The following is a 22669-nucleotide window of genomic DNA, read 5'->3' as shown; positions in this document are numbered from 1 at the left end:
AGCCGCGCGCTTATGCGCCGCGTACCAGCAGATACGCCAGCACCAGCATCAAGGTGCCGGTCAGGGCCTCGATTCCGCGCCATACCGCCGGACGGCCGAGCACCGTCGCGAAGCGCCGGGCGCCCAGGCCGAGCGCCGAGAACCACAGCACCGAGGCCGTCATCGCACCGAGGGCAAAGGACAGGCGCGCATCGCCGGCCAGGCTGCTGCCGACCGCACCCAGCAGCACCACGGTATCGAGGTAGACGTGCGGGTTGAGCAGCGACAGCGCCAGCACGGTGGCCAGGGCGCGGCCCAGGGTCTGGGCCTTCTCGTCGGGCGACGCCGCGAGCGACGCGCCGCCGCGCAGGCTGCTCTTCCAGCAGCGCCAGCCATACCAGACCAGGAAAGCGGCGCCGCCGTAGCGCGCCACCCCCATGAGCGTGGGCGAGGCTTCCACCAGCGCGCCCAGGCCCGCGATGCCGAGCCCGATCAGCAGCACGTCGACCGCGATGCAGGCGGCGACCGTGGCCAGCACGTGCTGGCCGCGCACGCCGGTACGGATCACGTGCGCATTCTGCGCACCGATGGCCATGATCAGGCTGGCTCCCAAACCCAGCCCCTGCAGGAAAACCTGTTGGAAAAACATGATGCACCTCGACGAAAACCGCCATGTTTGCTTACCGCACAGCAAAATTCAAATATATTCATGATTTCTAAACTTGGTTAAGCAAAACTGATCCATGCAAATCGATCCCCGCCGCAGCGCGGCCTTCATCGCCGCCGTCGACACCGGCAGCCTGGAAGCGGCGGCCGTCCAGCTGTCGCTCAGCCCCTCGGCCGTCTCGCAGCGCATCTCGGCGCTGGAGCAGGACTTCGGCACGCCGCTGCTGGTGCGCAGCCGCCCTTGCCGGCCGACCGGGCCGGGCACGCGCCTGCTGCAGTACCTGCGCCGCTCGACCTTGCTGGAATCGGAGTTCCTGGCCGAGATGGGCATGGACGAGGGCCCGGCCCGGGTGTCGATCGCGGTCAACAACGACACCCTGGCGACCTGGCTGCTGCCGGTGCTGGCGCCCATCCTCGCGCAGGAAGAACTGCTGGTGGAATTCGTGCTCGACAACCAGGGCCATACCTTTGCGCTGCTGGAGCAGGGCCGCGTGGTGGCGTGCATATCGGGCGAGGCGATGCCGATGCACGGCTGCAGCGTGAGCCCGCTGGGCCAGATGCGCTACCGGATGGTCGCGTCGAACAGCTTCGCCCGGCAGTGGTTCGCCGACGGCTTCAACCGCGAGACGGCGCGCCGCGCGCCGGTGGTGGTCTTCGACCGCAAGGACTCGCTGCAGTCGGCCTTCCTGCTGAAGCATTTCGGCCTGCCCGAGGGCTCCTATCCGTTCCACTACGTGCCGGCCAGCGACCCGTTCGTGACGGCGATCCGGATCGGCATGGGCTACGGCATGCTGCCCATGGAGCAGTGCGGTGCGATGCTGGAGGACGGCAGCCTGGTGGACCTGGCGCCCACGCTGCACATGGACGTGCCGCTCTACTGGCACGCCTGGCGCATCCAGCCACCCCGGCTCGAACGCATGGGGGCGGCGCTGGTGAAGACCGCACGCGCGGTGCTGCTGCCGCTGCCTTAGGAAGCATGCACGAGCTTGAGGCCCGGCCCGTTGCTGCGCTGGGCCGTGCGCGCTGGCGCCACCGGCCACCATTGCGCCACGCCCCACAGCAGTTCCGGCGCCAGGAACAGCCAGACCAACGGCAGCCCGCCCTGGGCCAGCGCCCACAGCATCCAGGTCGCGAACAGGAAGCGTCCGGCGCCGTCGTAGCGGCCCAGCGCCAGGCTCGGTTCCAGCAAGCGCCGCACGGACCACAGCAGCACCAGGCTGCCCATCAGGCAGGTGATCATGATATGCAGCTGGGCGAAGGGCGGCAGCGCCGCGCCGCCCAGCCAGAGATTGACTTTGCCCAGCTGAGGGTACAGCAGCTGGAAGGTCCAGGGCGTGGCGAAGGGCGCGACGATGAGGATATCGAACAGGGCGCTGGCGCGCGTGATGCGGAGATAGGTGGACAGCGTGACGGTTGGCATGGCGTGCTCCTGCGGCGTTGAAGGGCGCATCCACGATGCTGGCATGCCTCGCATCAAACCTCTTTGCGATGGACGAAAAAAAGGGCCGGACGTGTGGACGTCCAGCCCCAAAGGATGGAGATTGTGTCAGCGCCGCTTCAGGCTCAGGTGCCGATGCGGCCGCCGTCGTTCTTGGTGATCACGATGGTGGCCGAGCGCGGGCGCTTGCCGGCGCCGTAGCCCGCGTTCGCCGGCCACTGGCTGGTGTACTTGCTTGGATCGGCGGCATTGGCTGCAGCGGTGGTCTCGCCCGGATGCTGGATGTTCACGAACAGCGCCTTGCCGTCCGGCGTTTCGGTGATGCCGGTGATCTCGGAACCGACCGGGCCCACCAGAAAGCGCTTGAGCGTATCCTGGGTCGCGGCCAGGCCGACGTAGGTGTCCACGCTCAGGGTGCTGCCGTTGGCGCGCGGGTAGTTCAGGGTGACTTTCTTGCCGTCGCCCACGCGGCCCGGCACGCCGGCCAGCATCATGCAGTTGGTGACGTCGGTGTAGGCGCCATCGTCGGTCTGGATCCAGCAGATGCCGGTGGAGGGGGTAAAGGCCAGGCCGTCCGGGCTCGAGAAATCCTGGTCGGCGCTAAGGCCGGACAGGTTCACCGTGCCTGCCGGGGCGCCGGATTCCGCGCCGAACAGGTAGATGTCCCAGATGAAGCTGGTGGCTGTCGAACCGGCAGCGCCTTCCTTGACGCGGATGATATGGCCGTTCGGATTGCCCACCTGCGCGGTCGTGCCTTTCATGTCGGTGTAGACGCGCGGATTGGCGGCATCCGGCGCGGCCTGGCTCGATCCGCTCGGCTCGACGCGGCGGTTGCTGTTGTTGGTCAGCGTGAAGTAGATCTCGCCGGTGCCGGGATGTACCGAGCACCATTCCGGGCGGTCCATCTTGGTCGCGCCGACGGCGTCGCCGGCTAGTCTGGCATTCACCAGCACGTCGGCCTGGTCGGCGAACTTGTAGGCGGCGTAGGAGGCGATCTCCGGATTGCCGATCGAAAGTTCGATCCACTGGCCGCTGCCGTCGGCGGCGAACTTCGCCACGTACAGCTTGCCGCTGTCGAGGTACTTGTCGCCGGTGGCGATGCGGTCAAGCGGCGTCGCGTCGGCCGCGGCCCAGACGGCGTTCGAAACGAACTTGAAGATGTATTCGTTGCGCGAATCGTCGCCCATGTACACGGCCAGCGGCTGCCCGGCGACCGGCTTGCCGAAGACGGCGCTTTCGTGGGCGAAGCGGCCCAGCGCGGTGCGCTTCTTGATGGATTTGGTCTTGTCGTAGGCATCCATCTCGACGATGTAGCCCATGCCGTTCAGCTCGTTGCGGTAGTCGTCGCTACCGTCGAGCGACGCACCCTTCCTGCTGATGTCCCAGCGAGCGTACTTGTCTTCGGTACCACCGGTCTCCCAGCCGTGGCGCGATGCCGCGCCCTGGCTGCGGCCGTAACGGTTGAGCGAGACCACGCTCTTGTCGTTGCCGCGCGCGGCATTGTCGGCCGCGCCGCGGGTAAAGTAGCCGGCCCAGTTCTCTTCGCCCGACAGGTAGGTGTTCCACGGAGTCTTGCCGGTGCCGCAGTTGTTCAGGGTGCCGCGGATCCTGGTGCCGTTGGTGGAGTACTTGGTGACCACCAGCGCATTGCCGCGTACCGGGCCGGAGATCTCGATGTCGGTCTGTTGATGGACGCGGCGATTGAACGCGGAATCCTTCAGGTATTCCCATTTGGCGCCGTTGCGGCGCACTTCGACCACGGACAGGCCATGCAGCGCCATTTCCTTGTCCACCTCAAGCGCCGGGCGCGGCAGGCTCATGGTGCCGCCGTTCGGGTGCAGGAAGAATGCGGAAAGCTTCTCGTCGATCGTGGCTTCGTGGTTCACTGCCAGCAGGCCGCGGTCGGCCGCCGTCGTCGACGGCATACCGGTGCTGGAGAGCGCGAAGAATTCCATGCCGTCGTGCTGGTCGCCGGCACGGTTCTCGTGGTCGGTGTCGGTGCCGTCGTTCTTGAATGCGGGCGTGGAGGCGGTCAGCGGGTCGCCCATGGCGTACAGCACGCTGGCGGTGTAGCCCGCCGGGACGACGACCGTATCGGCCAGGCTCTTGGAAACGGCGCTGAAGCCGAGCAGTTTTTCGGCCGGCGGCGGCGGGGTGCTGCCGACTGGCGGCGTCGGCAGGGTAGCGATGTCGTTGTCCGAACCGCCGCATCCGCTCAGGCCGATGGCGCCCAGCAGGGCGGAGGCAGCCGTCGCGGCGCCGCCGCGCAGCAGGCTGCGGCGGCTCAGGCGGGCTTCGAGGACAGTGCTGAAGTGTTCATTCGACGAAACGTTCGTATCGATGTCGTCATGGTCGACAGGGATGCGGGCGAGGTCGGTCGGCTTGTTCACGGGTGATCCTGTTGGTTGTTAGGAATAGTCCGTGCATGGTAGGGAGGGAACATGACTTCCTTGTGACCATTCGATAACAGTTGTGTGACAAATTTGACGAATTTGGCGACGATACCCCTGGCATGCAGATATACTGCCGAGTACCCAACAAGGACCCTACCATGCAGGACAGCCGTGACGCCTCCCAGGCGCTCGACCCCGCCACACTAGGCCATCTACTCTTCGAAGCCAGCCCCGATTGCGTCAAGCTGCTCGACGCGGCGGGCCATATCGTCGCGATGAACAGCAACGGCCTGCGCGCCCTGGAACTCGACGGTTTCGAGGCGGTACGCGGCCAGCCCTGGACCGCGCTGTGGCCGGAGAGAAGCCGGGCCGAGGTCGAAGCCGCGATGGCGGCGGCGCGCAGCACCGGCGTCGGGCGCCTGCGCGCGCCTTGCCCGACCGCCGCCGGCACCGTCAAATGGTGGGAGGTCACCGTCAGCCGGGTTGGCCAGGATGGCCTGCTGGCGAACTCGCGCGACATCACCGGCCAGGTGCGCGCCGAGGCCGAGCGCGAAGGCCTGCTGGCCCAGCTACGCAGCGCCAAGCAGCGCCTGGACGACGTGTTCCGCCAAGCGCCGGCCTTCATGTGCGTGTTCAGCGGCCCGGATCACGTGTTCGAGCTGGAAAACGAACGCTACCTGCAGCTGGTCGGCGGCCGCTCCAACATCGGCGTGCCCCTGCGCGAGGCGCTGCCGGAACTCGCCGGACAGGGCTTCGTCGAACTGCTGGACGGCGTGTACCGCAGCGGCGAGCCGCTATTCGGCAACGACGTGCCGGTGATGCTGCAGCGCCGCCCGGATGCGCCGCTGGAGCGCCGTTTCGTCGACCAGGTCTACATGCCGCTGCGCGACCACGCCGGCCGCGTGACGGGCATCCTGGTGCACGGCATCGACGTCACCGACCGCAAGCTCGCCGAGATCGAGCTGTACGAAAGCCGCGAACGCTTCCAGAAGATCGTCAGCCAGGCCGCCACCGGCGTGGTGCAACTGGACCACGAAGGCCGCATCACCCTGGTGAACCAGAAGTACTGCGAGATGGTGCAGCGCACCGAGGCGGAACTGCTGGGCGCCAGCGTGCTCGACGTCACCGCCCCGGATTCGGTGCCGGTGACGCTGGAGGCGGTGCGCCTGCTGGCCGGCGGCGAGTCGGGCGTGGTCATCGACAAGGAATACCTGCGCCGCGACGGCAGCGTAATGCCGGCCACCAGCAGCGTCAACGCGCTGCGCGGCCCGAACGGCGAATTCCAGGGCCTGGTGGCGATCGTGGTCGACACCACCGAAAGCCGGCGCGCCGCCGAGAAGCTGCGCGCCAGCGAGGAGCGCTACCGCACCCTGTTCGAATCGGTCGACCAGGGCTTCTGCATCTTCGAGATGATCTTCGACGCGCAGGACCGGCCGGTCGACTACCGCTTCCTCGAGATGAACCCGATGTTCGAGGCCCATACGGGCCTGCATGACGCGGTGGGCAGGACGGCGCGCGAGATGATCCCGACCCTCGACGCGTTCTGGTTCGAGACCTACGGCCGGGTGGCGCAAATGGGCGAGCCGGTGCGCTTCGAGAACGCGGCCCCTGCGATGGGACGCTGGTTCGACGTCTATGCCACCCGCCTCGGCGGGCCGGCCAGCCGCCGGGTGGCCCTGCTGTTCAGCGACATCACGGCGCGCAAGCAATCCGAGGAAACCCTGCGCAAGCTGGCCAGCGACCTGGAAGAGGCCGACCGCCGCAAGACCGAATTCCTGGCCACCCTGGCGCACGAGTTGCGCAACCCGCTGGCGCCGATCCGCAGCGGCCTGTCGGTCATGCGCCTGAAGGGCGACAACCCCGCCTCGGTGGCGCGGGTGCGCGAGATGATGGAACGCCAGGTCAGCCACATGGTGCACCTGATAGACGACCTCCTGGACATCGCCCGCATCAGCGGCGGCAAGCTGGAACTCAAGAAGGAACGCGCCGACCTGCGCGGCGTGCTCTCGAACGCCGTCGAGACCAGCCTGCCGCTGATCGAGACCGGCCGCCACGAGCTGTCGGTGGACGTGCCGGAACATGCGGTGCCGGTCGAGGCCGACGTTACGCGCATCGCCCAGGTGGTGGCCAACCTGCTCAACAACGCGGCCAAGTACACCCCTAACGGCGGGCGCATCGGCCTGTCCTTGCGCATCGAAGGATCGGACGCGCTGATCGCGGTCTCGGACAACGGGATCGGCATCCCCCAGGACGAACTCTCCTCGGTGTTCGAGATGTTCAGCCAGGTCGGGCACCACCTGGAACGCGCCCAAGGCGGGCTGGGGATCGGCCTGTCGCTGGTGCGCAGGCTGGTGGACATGCACGGCGGATCGGTCGCGGCAGCGAGCGGCGGGCCGCATGCCGGCAGCACCTTCACCGTGCGCCTGCCGCTCGCAGACGGCGCCCAGGACACGCTGGTGCAGCCCGTGCCGCAATCGGCGGAGGGCGCGGTGGGCGGCACCCGGATCCTGGTGGTGGACGACAACGTCGACGCGGCGACGACGCTGTCGATGATCCTGGAAGCCTGCGGCTACACGACCCAGGTGGCGCACGGCGGCATCGAGGCCCTGGCGGCCGCGCAGGCCTTCCGGCCGCAGGTGGCCTTCCTCGACATCGGCATGCCCGGCATGGACGGCTACGAGACCGCACGCGCGATGCGCGGGCTGGAAGGGCTGGAAGACGTCACGCTGGTGGCGCTGACCGGCTGGGGCGCGGATAGCGACCGCCGCAAGTCGAACGAGGCCGGCTTCGACCAGCACCTGACCAAGCCGGTGCAGCTGGACGTGGTGCAGGACCTGCTGGCGAAGCTGGCCGCTTGACGGTTCAAGCCTGGCGCTGTCCTAAAGCGATGCAGGCGGCACCCGCCAGCGCCAGCGCCACACCCAGGTAATCGCTCCACACCGGCCTGATGCCGTCCACGATCCACAACCAGGCCAGCGCGGTGGCGATGTAGACCGCGCCATAGCTGGCGTAGACGCGCCCGCTGGCGGCCGGGTGCAGGGTCAGGAGCCAGACGAAGACCGCCAGGCTGAGGGCCGCCGGAACCAGCAGCCAGGCGGAGCCCTTTCCGGTCAGCCACAGCAAAGGCAGGTAGCAGCCGAGCAGCTCGGCGATGGCGGTGACGAAGAACAGGCCGGCCATGCGGCCGAAGGGCAGGAGATCGAAGGGCATGGAGGACGCGCTTGTGGAAAACGCCCATCTTATCCTCAGCCAGCCGCTTGTGCCTCGAACCACGCGCGGCTGGCCGCATCCGCCGGGAAGAAGGATTCCAGCCGCAGCTCGTGCACGGTTACGTCGTGCGGCGTGCCCAGCGTGGTGATGGTGGTGAACAGGTTCAGCGTCACCTCGTCCTTGCGCAGCTGGACCGGCAGGAAGGGCAGGGCGCGGCGGTCGAGGTTGGGCTGGCTGGTCGCGCCTGCGATGCCGGGAAAGGCCATCAGCTCGTCCAGCAAGGCACTCGCCTCGCTGCCCGGACCATCGCCCATCGCCTCCCGCTGCACCCACTGCAGCAGGTCGGTGCAGACGTCTTCCCAGTTCAGCAGGTGGCGCCGCAAGCCGTCCGGGTCGAGCGTCAGCTTGAGCACGTTGACCGAACCGTCGCGCGGGATCGGGGAATTAGCCGGCATGCCGAGGAAAAAACGCATCATGCGGGCGGCCGGCTCGTTCGCCATCACCAGGTTCCACAGGCGGTCGACCACCAGGGCCGGATAGGGCGCCTGCTGGGCCAGCATGAAGTCGAGCGCCTGCATCACGGACGCCAGCTCCGGGTCCGACAGGCTGCGCTCGCGGTAGGCCGGCGCGAAGCCGGCCGCCAGCAGCATCGCATTACGCTGGCGCAGCGGGATGTCGAGCACCAGGCCCAGCTTGAGGATCAGCTCGCGGCTTGGCGCCGCCCTGCCCGTCTCCAGGAAACTCAGGTGGCGCTGCGAGATGCCGGTGTCCACCGACAGCTTGAGCTGGCTGGCCCCGCGCTTGCCGCGCCAATAGCGCAGCGCGGCGGCGAAATCGCTGAAGTACTGGTTGTCCACTGCGCGCGCTGCAGTATCCATGGCTTGCCTTCCGATCCAGTTGCGGCCGATTGTGGCCCAGGCTTCACGCCTTGTCGAGGAAACCGGTGACGCTGGCCACCATTTTTCCGCAGGCGGCTGGGGGCTGGCGATTACCTGCCAGGTAATGGTGACGGGTGCCCGCGCCACCGATTCGCGATCCGGCGTATCCTCCCGGAGACGGCATTTATTTTGGCGGTGGATACCTTGAGCGAGCAGACACTTTCAGCAATCAAGCTCGGCGCGCAGCAGCTGGCGGACGTGGTCACCCTGCCCGCCCGGCAGCGCTATACGCGTTTCGTGCAGCAGGTGGCGGCGTCGGGCGAAGCATGGGGACTGTACCGCGACGGCTGGGCGCTGGCCAAGACCGACGACGGCACCCTGGTGTTCGCCATGTGGCCTGCCAGCGAATTCGCCGACCTGTGCGCGGAATACGAATGGGATGGCTACGAGCCGCAAGCCTTTTCACTGGACGACCTGATGAGCGATTTGCTGCCCCAGCTGGAAGAGGATGAGGTATTGCCCGGCATTTTCTATACGCCGGGCGACCGCGGGCTGACACCGACGGCCACCACGCTGCGGGTGGACCTGGAGCGCGAGCTGAGCCGGCGCTAGAGACTTAATTCGTAGCGCACATCGCGTCGGTCTTCGGTCTGCAATCCCTCGACCAGGTAGGCATCCCAGCCCAGCCGGCCTTCATCCCCTTCCAGCCGCACGTTGCGCACGTCGGCTGCCAGCAGCACCAGTTCCACCTCGTATTCGAGCGACAGCCCGGTGAACATCGCCAGCATGCTGCGCAGCGCCCGCGCGGCCAGCCCGCCCGGCAGGAAGTCGTTGAAGCCGGCCCGGTCCAGCGGACCCACCACCAGGCGCAGGCGCAGGTCGCGCTGCCAGACGCGCGCGCCGGCGATGGCACCTCCACCGAGCACCGCATTGTCGCTGCCCAGGATGGTCTGCTGGCTTGGGGGCACCTCGTACCAGCAGCCGACGAACTGCTCGGCATTGACGCGCTGTCCAAAATATTCCGACAGCACCCGCCCCAGCTGCATGCTGGAGGCCGGGCGCTGGCGCATCGCACCGGCAAAGTAGGCGATCGACTCGTCCAGCACCACCCCATCCTCGCTGCCGGCCAGGCGCTGCCGCAGCGCGCCGCTGCCCAGTCCGGCCAGGCTCAGGAGCAAAGGCAGGAAGGCGTCGTGGCCGTCGCGCTGGTATTGCAGGGCCAGGCGGTACTTGCGCCAGGCTTCGTAGAACAGGGCCAGCGTGCGGTTGGAAAAGGTGTCGAGGAAGGCGCGTGCGCCTTCGGCTTCCGATTCCCCCTTTTCCAGCGACTGGTGCTCGGCGATGCGCTCGGTGTAGTGCAGCGGCAGCACGCCGTGGCCGCCCAGCAGGCCCATGAAGGACGGCGTCAGGCGCACGTACTTGAGCGCCCCCGCGTCCAGCGCGGCGGCCAGCGCCGCAGGCCTGGTATCGATGTCGCGCGGCTCGGCCTGCACCGCTTCGAGCTGGCTGGCCGGAAAACCGAGCGAGACCGAATTCTGGAAGCGCAGGTACTGCGCCACCAGGTCGCGCGAAGGCTTGCCGCGCCGGCGCAGCCACAGTTCGAGCATGCGCACCGCCTGGACGTACTCGAAGCGGTAGGGCTCGCGGAACAGGCGCTCGATTACAGCAGGCTCAAATCGCCGCTGCGGGACTGGCATGTCAATATCTCTTCTCCGGTTTTGCTCGATGCGATCACCAGCTGGGTGAAGCTGTTGGCATGCACGTACAGCGCCAGGAAGCGCTCGACCACCTGGGCAAAGGCATGGATGCCGCTGCCGACAAAGGCTTCCTCGTCGATGCTCAGGCGGACTTCGACGCCACGCACCAGGCAGGTGAAGGGATTACCGGCCAGCCAGGCCGTGGTGGGCCGCTGGGCGATCGCCTTGATGCCGCCGATCTGGCGCTGCGAGGATGGCGAGCGGGGCAGGTCGTACAGGGCCAGCATCTCGCGGAAGGCATCGACGCCGCCGTCGGCCAGCGACAGGTGGTTCAACGCCAGGTGCGAGATCAGGCGCCAGTGCGCGCCGCGGCCGCTGGCGAAGCGGTGGGAGCTTGTCGGCTTGCGCAGGAAAGCGATCGATCGGACGCTCGAGCCGCCTTCCAGGAACAGGTCGCCGCCCTGCTGGCCATAGCTCAAGCTGGCCGGCAAGTCGCGGTTGGTGCAGGTGAGTTCGATATTCAGGGTGTCGGTTTCCACTTCGCCCGGGTCGAAGTCGATGTCGACGATCGACACCTGGGTTTCGAAACCGGGGCTCCTCTCCGCCAGCGACGCGTCGCGCCGCACCGCATAGTAGTGGCCGGCGTCATCCGGCATCTGCGCGTGCTTCAGCGCGTAGAAGGGACGGAACTGCACCAGGGTCTCGCCCTGCGGGGTCTGGCGGATCAGGCTCAAGGACTCGATCGCATAGACCTCGTAGGCAAAGGCGCGCCGTGCGTCGGCCAGCACCGGGTAGCTGGCGCTGGTGTGCGTCACGCGGATAGGTTCGCCGCGCTGGCGGAACAGGTTGATCACCGGGGTGCAGCCCAGCAGCACGTTGTTGGTGGACAGGGTGCCGAGCATGCGCGCCAGGTTCGAATCGGAACGCACACCGGACAGGGCCAGGTGCAGGGTCAGGGTGCGCGCACCGGGAGGCGCATGCGCGGCCAGCGCGTGCAAATCGATGTCGACGAAGTTGAACTTCTCCGGGAAGCAGAAGTATTCGGTCAGCAGGCGGTAGGCGGCGTGCGAACGCGCCGGGAAATCGATCAGCGATTCTTCTTCGTCGAAGCCGGCGGGATGCACCGGGATGGCGGGCAGCGCAGTCCAGCGGCCGCTGTTGTCGGCTTCGACATACGCCGCGACGCCGCGCATGAAGAGCGCGTCGCGCAGGGCCGCGCAGAACGAGGGTTCGCCGTCGATGAAGACGCGCAGCATCGGCAGCGCGAGCTGGGCGATCGAACCCTGCTCGGAAGTAGAGGACACGGTGAGGCTGATGCTGGAAGACGCATTCCCCGGCAGGCGCACCGCGTCGGGCGCGTCGATGATGGCCGAGAAGGCGGCGCGGGCAAGCGCCAGCGGCGCCACCGTAACCGGATAGACCGTGCGGAAGGTGCAGGCCGCGCCGCGCACCGGGCGCGTGTTCAGCTGGGTGCCGCGCGCGATGATACTGGTGCCGGCCTGCTTGGCGGCGCCGCCGAAGTCCATGCGCGCGATCGAGCACGAAGGAAAGGGGCGCAGGTAGTGCGGATACAGCACCTCGAACAGCGCTTCCGTGAACTCCGGGTAGTCGTCGTCGAGGCGCTTGGCGATGCGCGCGTTGAGCAGCGCGAAGGATTCGATCATGCGTTCGGTATGCGGGTCTTCGCATACCTCGCCGCTGATCAGGAGGCGCCCGGCGATCCGTGGATAGCGCTCGGCGAACTCGCGCAGGTCGCGGCGCAGGTAGCCGAGTTCGCTCTCGTAATAGGGCAGCATCTGGTCCATGGTTCAGGTCCCCAGCGGCGCGGCGCGCGCTGCCTTGCCGGCCTTGCTGATGCTGTACTGCAGGGTCGATGGCGTCAGGACGGCGTCGAAGTTGACCGGCTCCTGCGACACGCTGGCCACCAGCACGGCGGTGATCGAAAAATTCAGGCGGTTCACCGACTCGCCGTGCAGGTCGAGATTCGCCCGTATGTTGCGCAGGCGCGGCTCGTGGCAGGCAATGGTCTTCTCGATGCTGGCGCAGATGGACGCGCGGTCGGTCGGGCTGGACAGGCAGCGGTCGGCGAAGTCGTTCAACCCATAGGTGACCATCGAGCGGCTGCATTCGGGGTAGGCCTTGAGCGCGCCTTCCGGGATGCTGGAACGCGTGTTGAGCAGGGACTCGAGGTCACGCGCCACCGTGTCCTTCAGCTCGTCGATCGTCAGCCTTTGCGCGGCAGTCTTGCCCGGCCCGCGGCTCGGCATGCCCAGCAGGCGGTCGAACAAGCCTGGCGTGTAACCCTTCATCGCGCTCCCCTTTGTGCCGCCGTGTGGACGGCAAAAAACGAAATTCGATGTTGCCATGCCGGGCAGCGTCAACGTTTGATCAACTTCACATGGGCAACCCTTTCCAGTTGTTATGGTTTCTCGGGTAGGTTCCGCCAAATCACACCAAACATTGAGGGAAGGCAGAGATGACTAGCAAAGTTCTCTGGGGCGAAGGCCTGTTATTGCGTCCACAGCACTTCCAGCGGCAAGACCTCTATCACGAGCAATGCCTCCACAAGAGCATCAAGGCCGTCCATCCCTATGCATGGGGCGTGGAGGCCCTGCAGGTCGACCGCGAAGCCCTGGCCAACAGCATGCTGCGGCTGCTGGCCCTGGCGGTGCGCTTCCAGGACGGGGAACTGGTCGACGCCCCGGACGTCGACGCCCTGCCCGAGACGGTGGACCTGAGCCTGCTGCCGCCCTCCCAGCAGACCATCACCTATTACGTCGCCCTGCCCGGCATGAAGCCGTTCAGCGGCAATTTCACCCCGCCCGGGCAGGCCAGCAACACGGCGCGCTTCGTGCAGGCGAACCAGGAAACGCCCGACCTGTACACCCAGGCCGCGCCGGTACAACTGGCCTACCTGAAGAAGGCGGTGCGGCTGGTGTCGGAGTCGGAGCCGCGCGACTCCTACATCCACTTTCCGCTACTGCGGCTGCGGCGCGCCTCCACCGGCGGCTTCGAGATGGACGAGAGCTTCGTGCCGCCGACGCTGTCGACCGGGGCCGCGCCGGTGCTGTTCCAGCAGCTGCGCCGCCTGCTCGATGCACTGCAGGCCAAGACTGCCGCCCTGTACGGGCACCAGCGCGAGCCGAGCCGCAACGTGGTGGAGTTCCGCTCGGGCGACATGTCCTCGTTCTGGCTGCTGCACACGGCCAGTTCCGCGTATGCGACCTTGACCCACCACTTCAACCATCCGGCCCTGCATCCGGAGCGCCTGTACGAGCAGCTGCTCGATCTGGCGGGCGGGCTGATGACTTTCTCCAAGAGCTGGACCTTGGGCGACCTGCCGCCCTACCAGCACAACGATCCGGGACCGTCCTTCACCAAGCTGCATGCGATCATCCGCGAGCTGCTCGACACGGTGATCTCTTCCAAATACTTCGCCATCGCCCTCAGCGAGGTACGGCCGTCCTACCACATCGGCGCGCTCGACTCGGGCAAGATCGACGAGCGGACCACCTTCTACATCGTGGTATCGGCCGCCATTCCCGCGGTAGAGCTGGTGGACGTGGTGCCGCTACGCTTCAAGGTCGGCGCGCCGGACGACGTCGAGACGTTCGTGCTGTCGGCGCTGCCGGGCGTGCGGCTGCAGTACGCGCCGCAACTGCCGGCGGCGGTGCCGGTGCGTCCCGAGACCTGCTACTTCGTGCTGGAGGCGAAAGGGCCGATGTACGAGCGCATGCTCAAGGCCCAATCGATCTCGATCTACGTCCCGGCCGGCCTGAAGGAACTGCGGCTCGAGCTACTGGCCGTCGCCGCATGAAGGCGGTACCGGATTTCCCGGCCCTGGGCATCTTTGGCACGGGGCTGAGCCAGCACGCACGGCTCATCACCCTGGCAAGCAGCCAGGATAGCGGCCTGCCCGAATCCCTGGTGGCGGAAGCCTTCAGCGGGGTCGAGGCGGTCAATGCACTGTTCGCGTTCGACGTGGATGCGCTCAGCACCTCGACGGACCTCGACCTGGGGCTGTTCATCGGCGAAGAGCTGAGCATCGGACTGCTGCAGCCGGACGGTTCGCGGCGCATGTGGCACGGGCTGTGTACGGCGGCTTCGTGGCTGGGAGCGGATGGCGGCGTGGCGCGCTACCGTCTGCGGCTGGAGCCGGCGCTATCGATGCTGGCGCTGCGACGCGACAGCTACATCTTCCAGGACAAGAACGTCCGCGATATCGTCTGTGAATTACTCGCGGATTATCCACAGCTACGTTTTGATTTCGACATCACGCAGGACCTGCTGCCGCGGGCGGTCTGCACCCAATACCGCGAGAGCGACCTGGATTTCTTCACGCGGCTGCTGGCATCGGAGGGCCTGAACTGGCGCTTCGAGCACGAGCAGGCGGAGGATGCGGAAAATGGCGCGGACGGTCAGGCGAAGCACCGGCTGATCGTGTTCGACAGCAGGGCGATTGCGCCCGCCACGCCGGGCGGTGAGGTCCTGCGCTTTCATGGCGTGCGTGCTACCGAGCAGGATGATGCGATCGACGGCTTCCGGGCGCGCCGCAGCGTGCAGGCCAACAGCGTGGCGATCAGCAGCTGGGATCCGGCGCAGCTGCTGGCGCCCGCGTACGAACACGTCTCGCATCTCGATGCGGGGGACCTGCCGCCGCTGCACCTGTACGACGGCAGCGGCGAACGCATCGCCACCGAGCGCGGCGCCGCCGATACGCACAGCGAATTGATGCTGCAGGCGCTGGAGCTCGGGAACAAGGTGTTCGACGGGACCGGGGCGGTGCGCAGGCTGGCGGCCGGCCATGCTTTTTACCTGAGCCAGCACGACCGTTATCCCGACGGTGAGAACGCCTTCAAGCTGCTGTCGGTGCGGCACGAGGCGCGCAACAACTTCCGGACGGGGGTGGCAGGCGCCGTCTCGTCCGGTGTCGAGCATGGGACCTACCGCAACGCGTTTTCCTGCGTGCGCGAGGTGGTGCCGCTCGTTCCTTCCTTGACGGTGGCGCCGCACCGGACCACGGCGCCGGGGCCGCAGTGTGCCCTGGTCGTCGGGCTGGCGGATGCGGTATCGACCACCAACCGCGATCACCAGGTGCGGATCCAGTTCGCCTGGCAGCGGGGTGCGCGTCCGAACCCGGGCGGGATGGCGCACAACACCGACGACAAGGGCTGCGCTCCGGGGAACGAGACCTCCGGCACCTGGGTACGCGTGGCCGAGGCGCTGGCCGGGCCGAACTGGGGGACGGTGTTCACGCCGCGTATCGGGACCGAGGTGCTGGTCGACTTCATCGAAGGCGATATCGACCGGCCGGTGATCGTGGCGCAGCTCTATAACGGGGCGGACCTGCCGCCGTTCTCGGCCGGCGTCGACTCAAACGCCAACCATGCGGGGGTGCTGTCGGGGATCCATACCCGCAACTTCGACGGCAGCGGCTACAACCAGTGGCAGATCGACGACACGACCGGGCAGCTGCGCATGCGGCTGGCGACCAGCGTCGGCGCTAGTCAACTCAATCTGGGTTACCTGATCCATCAGGAGCCTGGTACCTCGCAACGTGGTGCTTATCGCGGCAGTGGATTCGAGCTGCGCACCGATGCCTGGGCGGTGATTCGCGGTGGAGAAGGTGTGTTGCTGTCCACACGCGCCCGGCGTGCACAAGGACCCAGCGTGACCTCGACGCAGATGGATGTGGCGGAGGCGGTGGCGCAGTTCAAGAGTGCGCATGAGCTGTCGACCAAGCTGGCGGATGCCGCGGCGGCGCAGCAGGCCTTGTTCAGCAAGGATGCCTTGAAGGCGCAAGAGACGTTTATCGAGCAGATCGATCCTGCGGCCAAAGGCAAGTATGAAGGGCCAGTGAATGGGCAGCCGGCGTTCAAGGCCAAGCCGGGGTCGCGCGAGCTCGACATGTCGCAACCTGTGGAGAAGTTCGGGTCGCCGATCGTGCTGATGGATTCGGCGGCCAGCATCAACTGGGCGACGCCGGCGTCGACGGTGCTGTACGCGGGGAGGCATCTGCACTGGACGACGCAGTCGGATCTGCACATGACGGCGGGGCATACGTTTTCGTCGGTGTCGGGTGGGGCTACCAGCCTGTTTACCCACTCGGGTGGGATTCAGGCGATTGCGGCGAATGGGCCGGTGTCCTTGCAGGCGCATACGGATGCGTTGGAGATCCTGGCGGACAAGGAGATCACGGTGATCTCGGTGAATGACTGCATCGAGATCAAGGCAAAGGAAAAGATCGTGCTGCAGGCGGGGGAGTCGTCGATCACGCTGGAGGGTGGGGACATTACGTTTGCGTGTCCGGGGACGTTTTCCGTCAAGGGTGGACAGCACGTGTTTGATAAGGGCGGTCGCCAGACTGCCAATCTCCAGAACCTGCCGAGTGAGCTGGGCGAGGAAGAGCCTCACTGGATTTCACTGAACTACCTGGATGCTGAGGTTGGGGAAGGCATCCCTGACGTGGAGTACGAAATCCATTTCGATAAGGGGCCCGTGCTGACGGGGACACTGGACGCGAACGGGAAAGCACGTCATGAGAACGTCGACAACAAGCCAGTGAAAAAGGTGGTGTACAAACCGCGCAAGCCGAAGGACGAAAAACCACATGACCCCTTGCAAAAGTTACTTGGTTGATCGCGACATCTGCCCACTGTCTTCGTCGGAGTAATCCATGCCTGACATTAATACGACACAGATGCGTGATGCCCTCGCCTGGACCACGAACGAGCAGCGCCCCGAGGAAGAGGTAAGTTCCAATCCATGGGAATGGTTCTGGCAGGCGGTTCAGGGGGACTTCAATGAGAACCGCTCTACCGGGCAGATCGTCGCCGACGCGGCGATATCGATGATTCCTTTGGTTGATCAGATCTGCGATGTGCGCGACCTGATTGCTAATTGCAAGAAGCTCCATCAAGACACCTCTGATACCTGGGCTTGGGTAGCGCTTGCTCTGACACTGATCGGCTTGGTGCCTTTCCTCGGTTCGTTTGTGAAAGGTGTTTTAAAGATCTTCTTTGCCTTCATTCGACGCGCCGGCGGAAACGCCATTATAAGCGCCGTAGACAAGGCTATTACATGGGTTGTAGCGCTGCTCCGTCGAAGAGTTTTTCAAAAATATCTGCGAGAACACAAAATCGATGATGTTTTTTCTTGGCTGGCTAACGAAATCAAGAAAGTCAAATCAAAAACTGGTGCTACAGAACTTATCAAAGCATTCGATTCCGCAATCGCAACGCTGCGACAACTTAGCGACAAGGTTTCTCATATCCCGGTAGTTGGACCTAAAGCCTCTCAAGCATTAGAGCAAGTGATGTGGGTACGCTCTCGAGCGACCGAAGGAATAGCAAAGGTCAATCTTACTATTGACGCCATATTTGACGCAGTCATTCTGCGCTTGTTGGACGAAACGGCACTAAGCAAGAAAGCGATTGTCAATCTGAACAATGTGCATTATCGCGGTGCGTTACCTGAAGCGACTGCAGTTACTTTGATGCGAAAGCCGCGTCCGTGTCCAAAATGGCTTAGCGAAGGTAACAATCTTCGCTGGTCCGAAGCAAATCCAAAACGCTACGCTGAAAGTGTAGCAAAAAAGGTGAAGGACGGCTGGCCCAGTTTAACAGAGCAAAACATTAAGTCTTTTCATAAACTCACTGCTGATGAAATAGAAGGCCCCGCACGACTTATCCGCATACTATCGCCAAACAGTCGGGCGATGAGCGATTGTTGGATCAGTGAAAAAGTTTTTAACGAGATTCAGAATTCTCCCGATCCACGTGCGGCTTGGCGGAAATTTCTGGCCGTCTGGCCTGACTGGAATGTGAACGGCCAATTCGTGGTTTATGACATCAAACCTGGGGAAACACTGAAAGTATGGAGAGGTCCGGCATCAAGTCAGAAAAAAGATGCGCTACCGGACAGGTATTTGGAAGGTGGCGGAGAACAAATCGTATTTAACGTTGAAAGGAATGATCGGCGAAACGACGTAATGAGGTACTACAAGAAAAATGATGCAAATACGCTGGACAAGTCGATTAGCCAAGATGAGTTTTATAAATTACCAAAGCCGGAGCAAGAAGAATATTTGGGGATTCGACAGAAGATCACGCATCCAAACATAAGCGGTCCGTTTGAAACGGGATGGGGATACACCGATTTTGATGGTAGTGGATTTCCAGACAAAATTGGCTTACCTGCCTTACCGGGGCAAGTGACTTCATTTAAGCCATAGTTTATCTTCTCGAAATCAAGAGGCGAAAGACAATATGACATCGAAAAAAACCTTGACCACATGGCAAAAGAAGCAAGCAATGCTGCTCTACTTTTTTGCATCTGATGAATATTTAAAAGGCCTTCATGAGCGCGTTCGTGCACTTCAAACGTTCGTTGACGGAATATTAGACAAGAGCCGTGATGAAGGCAGGGACCGTTTCCTGAAGAGTTCTCAGTGGGGAGAGCGTGACACCAGCGAAAATTGGTCCAATCACGCTTGGTCGTTTCTAGCGGATTTTGGACTGTCAGTTGCAAAACACATGGCAGATCGCGCTTCAGAAATTTACCATAGAACTGGAGCTTATCAGTGCGGTCGGGGAATGGCAGAGTTTTCAATGCAGTGGGCTCTGCCTGATGAGGAGGAACAATTTGATGAGATGTTTGCGTCTATTACAAGATATGCTGGAAATATTGATGACACGATGGAAAAGGGCCAAATCGATGGCAGATGGGATGATTTTTCTCTTGCTTTAGCGTGGCAAGAGCATGCATCGCAATTTCCTCGGTTGCCCAAGTTTAGGATTCGTGAAGACATTAGTTGCGAAACTGGCGACATTCCGCCAAAAAACGGTGTTTATGTGTCTTCCGAGTATCCTGATGGCGCCCTGCAATTTGCATGGAACGGTAATGAATACGGAAAGCTTCTAGAGTGTTCCATCTTTAACGATCTAGGTCAACGCGCCCTTGCCAACGTCGGCAGATCTAAACTATGGCTAGATGGTCAAGCAATGCTTGAATTCGTCAGGAAAAACGCGAACGACCCGCAATTAAAAGAAGATCCTTTTTACTCCGAAGACTTTACCCCAGACCTTGCTCCAAGTCTCGTTGCGCGTAATGCATTCACATCCGCGCCTTCGAAGTGGTTTTACATTGAATGTCTAGAAGGCGAATTTGAAGAAATCGATACTGAGGCTGATCAGGTAGAACGTAAAGAGCGACGCGTTGAAGCAGGAGAGCACTGCGAGATGAGCGGCTTTTATTTCAGCCCAGCGTCTCCAGGTTCACGCCGCTTTTTCGGCAAGGGCGACATCTTCCCTAAACTGGATTCTAGCTACGGAAATACGATATGGCAGTTGGATGAGAAACAGGATTAGCCGCCGTTTTTCAATTGGTTAAGACTTCTTAAGGAGACATCATGGCAGGTCCACTGATCAAGCTCGGTGACAAAACGTCGCATGGAGGAGTAGTGGTCGAAGCATCCCCGCATAGCGATACCGGTGGCGTCGGTATCGCTCGGATGGGCGACAAGACTAGCTGTCCCAAGCACGGATCCAGCCCAATCATCAGCGGCGACTCGACCTTGATCATCGACGGCAAACCGGCCGCACGTCACGGCGACAAAACCGCCTGCGGCGCCACCCTGATAGCCGGCCAGCAGGCAACAATAGACAACATCTGAGCGACTGAGATGACAACAACTACAACGACACCGGCGCGCTTGCCTGCCGAGTGGTTCAAACTAGGCGCAATCGTTATCACCACCTTCATCGTCTGCTGGGCAATCGCGCTCTGGTATTGGCACCAGACGGATCAGAATCCTGGAACTGGCGAACTGGCACTGGCCCTGCTCGTTTTCCCCTTAGGCGTCCTGTTCGCTTTATGGGGTAGCCAGAAAGCGATCATGGCCCGTGCCGCGTCCATCCCGGCCAGCACCTCAAAGCCGGCTTCTGCCACATCGCGAGCCGATGCGGTACCTGGCACACCTGTGCTGGCAATCGTCGCCACGGCACTGCGCTCCCCACACGGCAGCTCTGCCGAAGAACTCGCCTGCGCCATCGCCGACAACGAAGCGCGCGCCGACCTGGACAAGGAACTGGTCGACGACAACGGGTTCCCCGTCATGACCGCACGCAGCGACGATGCGCACGACGGAGCGCTGCAGGACGACATTGCCGACTGGCTGTCCAGCCAGGGCCTGCAGGTCCACCTCTCCGAAGAACAATGGCGTGCCATCACTTTGGCCAGCGGCGTAGCAGCCGAACTCGCCAGTATCGCCGCCGGTGACCTGCTGCCCTACGAGGAAAGCCCGCCAACGCTCCAGCTCAGGCTGATGCTCCCCGGTGACTGGCCTGTCGACATCCGACGCGCGGCGACGACGTGGCTCAAGCATACGGTGAGCCAATACGGCTGGCCGGAAGCCAGCATCGTCACCCCGGACATCCCTGAACAGGAGCACGTCTCACCGGCGACCATCATCACGCAGCTCATTCCGGGCACCACATCGAGCAAGGCCCCAACGCTAGCCCTCGTCATCGCCTGCGCTTCACTGATCGGACAGGAAAGCATCGACCGCCTGGCTGCGCAGTCGTCCCTGTTCACCTCCTCGCAAGCTCGTGGCCAGATTCCGGGCGAAGGCGCTGCTGGCTTGCTGTTGACGGACCTGGAACTGGCCCATGCCTGCGGCGCCGAGTTCACATTGCTCGACCCGGTCACCGAGCGCCGTCGCGACACCTCGGCCGACGATACCAAACGCGTCGATTTAAGCCTGCTGCTGGAGCTGGTCGAGCAGGCAAGCAAGGCGGCGGCTGTGGATATCTCCCAGATCACTATGGTCGTGGCCGATACTGCGCACCGTCCCAATCGGGTGCTCGAGCTGATGGGCCTGAGCGCGCCGGCGATCCCGCAGGTCGATGCCGCGGACGACATCATTCGCGTCGGTCTGGGCAGTGGAAGCTGCGGGGCCGTGCCCTTCGTGATGGTACTGGCACTGGCACGGCACTATGCGCTGGAGCGCGGCGCGCCGATCCTGTGTATCGGCAACGAGGATCCTTACCTGCGCAGTGCCGCCCTGGTGCGTCCCCCGGCATAAGCCGCCGGGGTCGCGCATCAGGTCGTGAGCGAATTCACCACCAGCTTGCGCTTGCCGTTCGGCGCCAGCGGAATATCGCTTTCTTCCTGTAGTGAGATGTCGAAGAAGCCACCCCAGCGGCGCTGCTGGGCGTCCAGCACGAAGGCGCGCTGTTCGTCGTTCAGGCTGCCATGGCGCGGCACCACCGCCAGCGTGATCTCGCCCGCCTTCTTCTGCCGCACCTGGTACAGGCGCACGAAGTCCCAGGTGACTTCGTCGATGACGATCGACAGCCCGGGAATGCGCTTGCCCGACCGGTCGACCAGGTATTCGTGTCCGCGGCCGTCGATGCCCGGGCAGCGGCCATCCGCATCGATCAGGCCGTAGTCATTGGTCCGGTAGCGGATCAGCGGCATCACATCGTTCCACAGCGAAGTCCCGACGATCTCCGGGCGGTCGCCGTCCATGCGGTTCTCGTTCCAGCCATACAGCGGCTGGAACTGGTAATCCGAGGTACCGCGATCATCCACCTGCAGGAAGGCCAAGTTGGTTCGTTCGGACAACCCGTAGTTCAGCGACACCGGCGCACGGAACAGCCGCCGAATCGACGCGAGCTGCGCCGGCGTCGCCGGTTCGGAAGCCAGCAGCACCGCCTTTACCTGCACATCGAGTTCGCGGGAGTCGACCAGCTCGGCCAGCGCCGTCACCGAACTCGGATAGCCATGCACATACTCGGGCCGGAAGTGCTTGATGGCCTCCACGATGGCCGCCTTGTGCTGTTCATGCACGTGGTAGGGCGACAGCATCAGGCGGTTGCCGACCACGCGCGCCGGTTCTTCGTGCGCCAGGCGGCGCGCATCGGCGCCGATGCGCAGGATGCGCGACTTGTCGAAGGAAAAGCCGAGCTTGCCCCATTCATGCGTAAAGAAGGCTTTCTCGATGTCGGCCAGGCGCTTGGTGCGCCACAGGCCGATACCCTGTCCGGAAGAGCCGCCGCTGGTTGCATACATCAGCTTTTGCGGATCGAGCCGGCGGTCGAGGAAATCGCGCTGTTGCGACATCACCTCTTCCTTGGCCAGGAAGGGGAAGGCCGCCAGCACGTCCTGCACCGGTTCGTTCTTCGCCTCCTCGATGCTCAGTTTGACGGTGCGCTGGTAATAAGGCACGTGCTCGAGGGCGTGGACGAGGATCTTGCGCAGGCGCTGCCGGGCCAGATCGGCGATGCTGGCCTGGTCCCGCGACAGCATGTCGAGCACGCTGAAGAAGTCCGGGTGATACAGAACGCGGCTCGGAATGTAGCGGCGCCAGGCGTAGTAGGGTTTGGCGAGCAGGTCGTGGATGCTCAT

General features: G+C 64.0%; 18 protein-coding genes. 9 read left to right on the top strand and 9 right to left on the bottom strand.

The features are described 5' to 3' along the window. Window positions 1-10: 10 nt before the first annotated feature. Complete coding sequence (locus tag YWC_RS0106760; RefSeq protein WP_027864688.1) at window positions 11-628, bottom strand: LysE/ArgO family amino acid transporter; 618 nt, start codon at window positions 626-628, stop codon at window positions 11-13. 94 nt (window positions 629-722) lie between these two features. Between YWC_RS0106760 and YWC_RS0106755 the strand changes: the two genes are divergently transcribed. Further along, complete coding sequence (locus YWC_RS0106755) at window positions 723-1616, top strand: LysR family transcriptional regulator ArgP (protein ID WP_027864687.1); 894 nt, start codon at window positions 723-725, stop codon at window positions 1614-1616. Here YWC_RS0106755 and YWC_RS28565 read toward each other — a convergent pair. Together YWC_RS28565 and YWC_RS0106745 are read right to left on the bottom strand one after the other, a co-directional pair. Beyond that, the gene (locus YWC_RS28565) at window positions 1613-2065 is read right to left on the bottom strand and encodes a hypothetical protein (protein WP_051306285.1); all 453 of its coding nucleotides are present in this window, start codon (window positions 2063-2065) and stop codon (window positions 1613-1615) included. The two genes, YWC_RS0106755 and YWC_RS28565, sit on opposite strands and share 4 nt — an antisense overlap. A 143-nt stretch (window positions 2066-2208) precedes the next feature. Next, window positions 2209-4473 (bottom strand): PhoX family protein, encoded by a 2265-nt coding sequence (locus YWC_RS0106745; protein ID WP_027864686.1) that lies wholly within the window; start codon window positions 4471-4473, stop codon window positions 2209-2211. Window positions 4474-4634: 161 nt separating this feature from the next. On the opposite strand from YWC_RS0106745, the gene YWC_RS28560 reads away from it, so the two are divergent. Then, window positions 4635-7334 (top strand): PAS domain-containing protein, encoded by a 2700-nt coding sequence (locus YWC_RS28560; RefSeq protein ID WP_169728094.1) that lies wholly within the window; start codon window positions 4635-4637, stop codon window positions 7332-7334. Window positions 7335-7338: 4 nt separating this feature from the next. On the opposite strand, the gene YWC_RS0106735 is transcribed toward YWC_RS28560, so the two are convergent. Further along, entirely contained in the window at window positions 7339-7686 is a 348-nt protein-coding gene (locus tag YWC_RS0106735) for a YnfA family protein (protein ID WP_051306284.1), read from the bottom strand. Window positions 7687-7721: 35 nt separating this feature from the next. Next, window positions 7722-8564: a helix-turn-helix transcriptional regulator gene (locus YWC_RS0106730; RefSeq protein WP_036213379.1), complete on the bottom strand. Its 843-nt coding sequence runs from the start codon at window positions 8562-8564 to the stop codon at window positions 7722-7724. Window positions 8565-8768: 204 nt separating this feature from the next. Here YWC_RS0106730 and YWC_RS0106725 point away from each other — a divergent pair, with 204 nt between their 5' ends. Beyond that, complete coding sequence (locus YWC_RS0106725; RefSeq protein ID WP_211238949.1) at window positions 8769-9176, top strand: DUF2750 domain-containing protein; 408 nt, start codon at window positions 8769-8771, stop codon at window positions 9174-9176. Here the strand turns inward: YWC_RS0106725 and tssG are convergent. Genes tssG through tssE form a run of 3 tightly spaced genes read right to left on the bottom strand, consistent with a single transcriptional unit; the run spans window position 9173 to window position 12570 of the window. Then, window positions 9173-10261: a type VI secretion system baseplate subunit TssG gene (tssG, locus tag YWC_RS0106720; protein WP_027864682.1), complete on the bottom strand. Its 1089-nt coding sequence runs from the start codon at window positions 10259-10261 to the stop codon at window positions 9173-9175. The genes YWC_RS0106725 and tssG overlap by 4 nt on opposite strands. Next, on the bottom strand, window positions 10225-12066 hold the full coding sequence (gene tssF, locus YWC_RS0106715) for a type VI secretion system baseplate subunit TssF (RefSeq protein WP_027864681.1): 1842 nt from the start codon (window positions 12064-12066) through the stop codon (window positions 10225-10227). Before tssF ends, tssG begins: the two co-directional genes overlap by 37 nt. Window positions 12067-12069: 3 nt before the next feature. After that, window positions 12070-12570 carry a type VI secretion system baseplate subunit TssE gene (gene tssE, locus YWC_RS0106710; RefSeq protein ID WP_027864680.1) on the bottom strand — a complete coding sequence of 167 codons (501 nt, stop codon included), beginning with the start codon at window positions 12568-12570 and terminating at the stop codon, window positions 12070-12072. A gap of 167 nt (window positions 12571-12737) precedes the next feature. Here tssE and tssK point away from each other — a divergent pair, with 167 nt between their 5' ends. The 6 genes from tssK to YWC_RS0106685 are packed head-to-tail and all read left to right on the top strand — an operon-like array spanning window position 12738 to window position 21344. Then, window positions 12738-14078 (top strand): type VI secretion system baseplate subunit TssK, encoded by a 1341-nt coding sequence (gene tssK, locus YWC_RS0106705; RefSeq protein ID WP_027864679.1) that lies wholly within the window; start codon window positions 12738-12740, stop codon window positions 14076-14078. After that, a complete protein-coding gene (locus YWC_RS0106700; RefSeq protein ID WP_027864678.1) occupies window positions 14075-16900 on the top strand; it encodes a type VI secretion system Vgr family protein in 2826 nt (941 codons plus the stop codon). The genes tssK and YWC_RS0106700 overlap by 4 nt, the downstream gene beginning before the upstream one ends. 37 nt (window positions 16901-16937) lie before the next feature. Then, entirely contained in the window at window positions 16938-18494 is a 1557-nt protein-coding gene (locus YWC_RS31950) for a hypothetical protein (RefSeq protein WP_084416336.1), read from the top strand. 34 nt (window positions 18495-18528) lie between these two features. Continuing rightward, complete coding sequence (locus YWC_RS32705) at window positions 18529-19629, top strand: hypothetical protein (protein ID WP_156923540.1); 1101 nt, start codon at window positions 18529-18531, stop codon at window positions 19627-19629. A gap of 41 nt (window positions 19630-19670) precedes the next feature. Further along, complete coding sequence (locus YWC_RS0106690) at window positions 19671-19934, top strand: PAAR domain-containing protein (protein ID WP_027864677.1); 264 nt, start codon at window positions 19671-19673, stop codon at window positions 19932-19934. 9 nt (window positions 19935-19943) lie between these two features. Beyond that, window positions 19944-21344 carry a hypothetical protein gene (locus YWC_RS0106685; protein WP_156923538.1) on the top strand — a complete coding sequence of 467 codons (1401 nt, stop codon included), beginning with the start codon at window positions 19944-19946 and terminating at the stop codon, window positions 21342-21344. Between the two features lie 17 nt (window positions 21345-21361). Here the strand turns inward: YWC_RS0106685 and YWC_RS0106680 are convergent, their stop codons facing one another. Continuing rightward, a complete protein-coding gene (locus YWC_RS0106680; protein WP_027864675.1) occupies window positions 21362-22669 on the bottom strand; it encodes a phenylacetate--CoA ligase family protein in 1308 nt (435 codons plus the stop codon).

Source organism: Massilia alkalitolerans DSM 17462 (assembly GCF_000427785.1).
GTDB classification, from domain to species: domain Bacteria; phylum Pseudomonadota; class Gammaproteobacteria; order Burkholderiales; family Burkholderiaceae_D; genus Telluria; species Telluria alkalitolerans.
This window is presented reverse-complemented; position numbering and strand designations above follow the sequence as displayed.

Bases quoted from the DNA above. Each gene is read 5' to 3' on its own strand.
- YWC_RS0106760 (WP_027864688.1), bottom strand. From the start codon at position 628: ATGTTTTTCCAACAGGTTTTCCTGCAGGGGCTGGGTTTGGGAGCCAGC.
- YWC_RS0106755 (WP_027864687.1), top strand. From the start codon at position 723: ATGCAAATCGATCCCCGCCGCAGCGCGGCCTTCATCGCCGCCGTCGAC.
- YWC_RS28565 (WP_051306285.1), bottom strand. From the start codon at position 2,065: ATGCCAACCGTCACGCTGTCCACCTATCTCCGCATCACGCGCGCCAGC.
- YWC_RS28560 (WP_169728094.1), top strand. From the start codon at position 4,635: ATGCAGGACAGCCGTGACGCCTCCCAGGCGCTCGACCCCGCCACACTA.
- YWC_RS0106735 (WP_051306284.1), bottom strand. From the start codon at position 7,686: ATGCCCTTCGATCTCCTGCCCTTCGGCCGCATGGCCGGCCTGTTCTTC.
- YWC_RS0106730 (WP_036213379.1), bottom strand. From the start codon at position 8,564: ATGGATACTGCAGCGCGCGCAGTGGACAACCAGTACTTCAGCGATTTC.
- tssG (WP_027864682.1), bottom strand. From the start codon at position 10,261: ATGCCAGTCCCGCAGCGGCGATTTGAGCCTGCTGTAATCGAGCGCCTG.
- tssF (WP_027864681.1), bottom strand. From the start codon at position 12,066: ATGGACCAGATGCTGCCCTATTACGAGAGCGAACTCGGCTACCTGCGC.
- tssE (WP_027864680.1), bottom strand. From the start codon at position 12,570: ATGAAGGGTTACACGCCAGGCTTGTTCGACCGCCTGCTGGGCATGCCG.
- tssK (WP_027864679.1), top strand. From the start codon at position 12,738: ATGACTAGCAAAGTTCTCTGGGGCGAAGGCCTGTTATTGCGTCCACAG.
- YWC_RS0106700 (WP_027864678.1), top strand. From the start codon at position 14,075: ATGAAGGCGGTACCGGATTTCCCGGCCCTGGGCATCTTTGGCACGGGG.
- YWC_RS31950 (WP_084416336.1), top strand. From the start codon at position 16,938: ATGCCTGACATTAATACGACACAGATGCGTGATGCCCTCGCCTGGACC.
- YWC_RS32705 (WP_156923540.1), top strand. From the start codon at position 18,529: ATGACATCGAAAAAAACCTTGACCACATGGCAAAAGAAGCAAGCAATG.
- YWC_RS0106690 (WP_027864677.1), top strand. From the start codon at position 19,671: ATGGCAGGTCCACTGATCAAGCTCGGTGACAAAACGTCGCATGGAGGA.
- YWC_RS0106685 (WP_156923538.1), top strand. From the start codon at position 19,944: ATGACAACAACTACAACGACACCGGCGCGCTTGCCTGCCGAGTGGTTC.
- YWC_RS0106680 (WP_027864675.1), bottom strand. From the start codon at position 22,669: ATGAGCATCCACGACCTGCTCGCCAAACCCTACTACGCCTGGCGCCGC.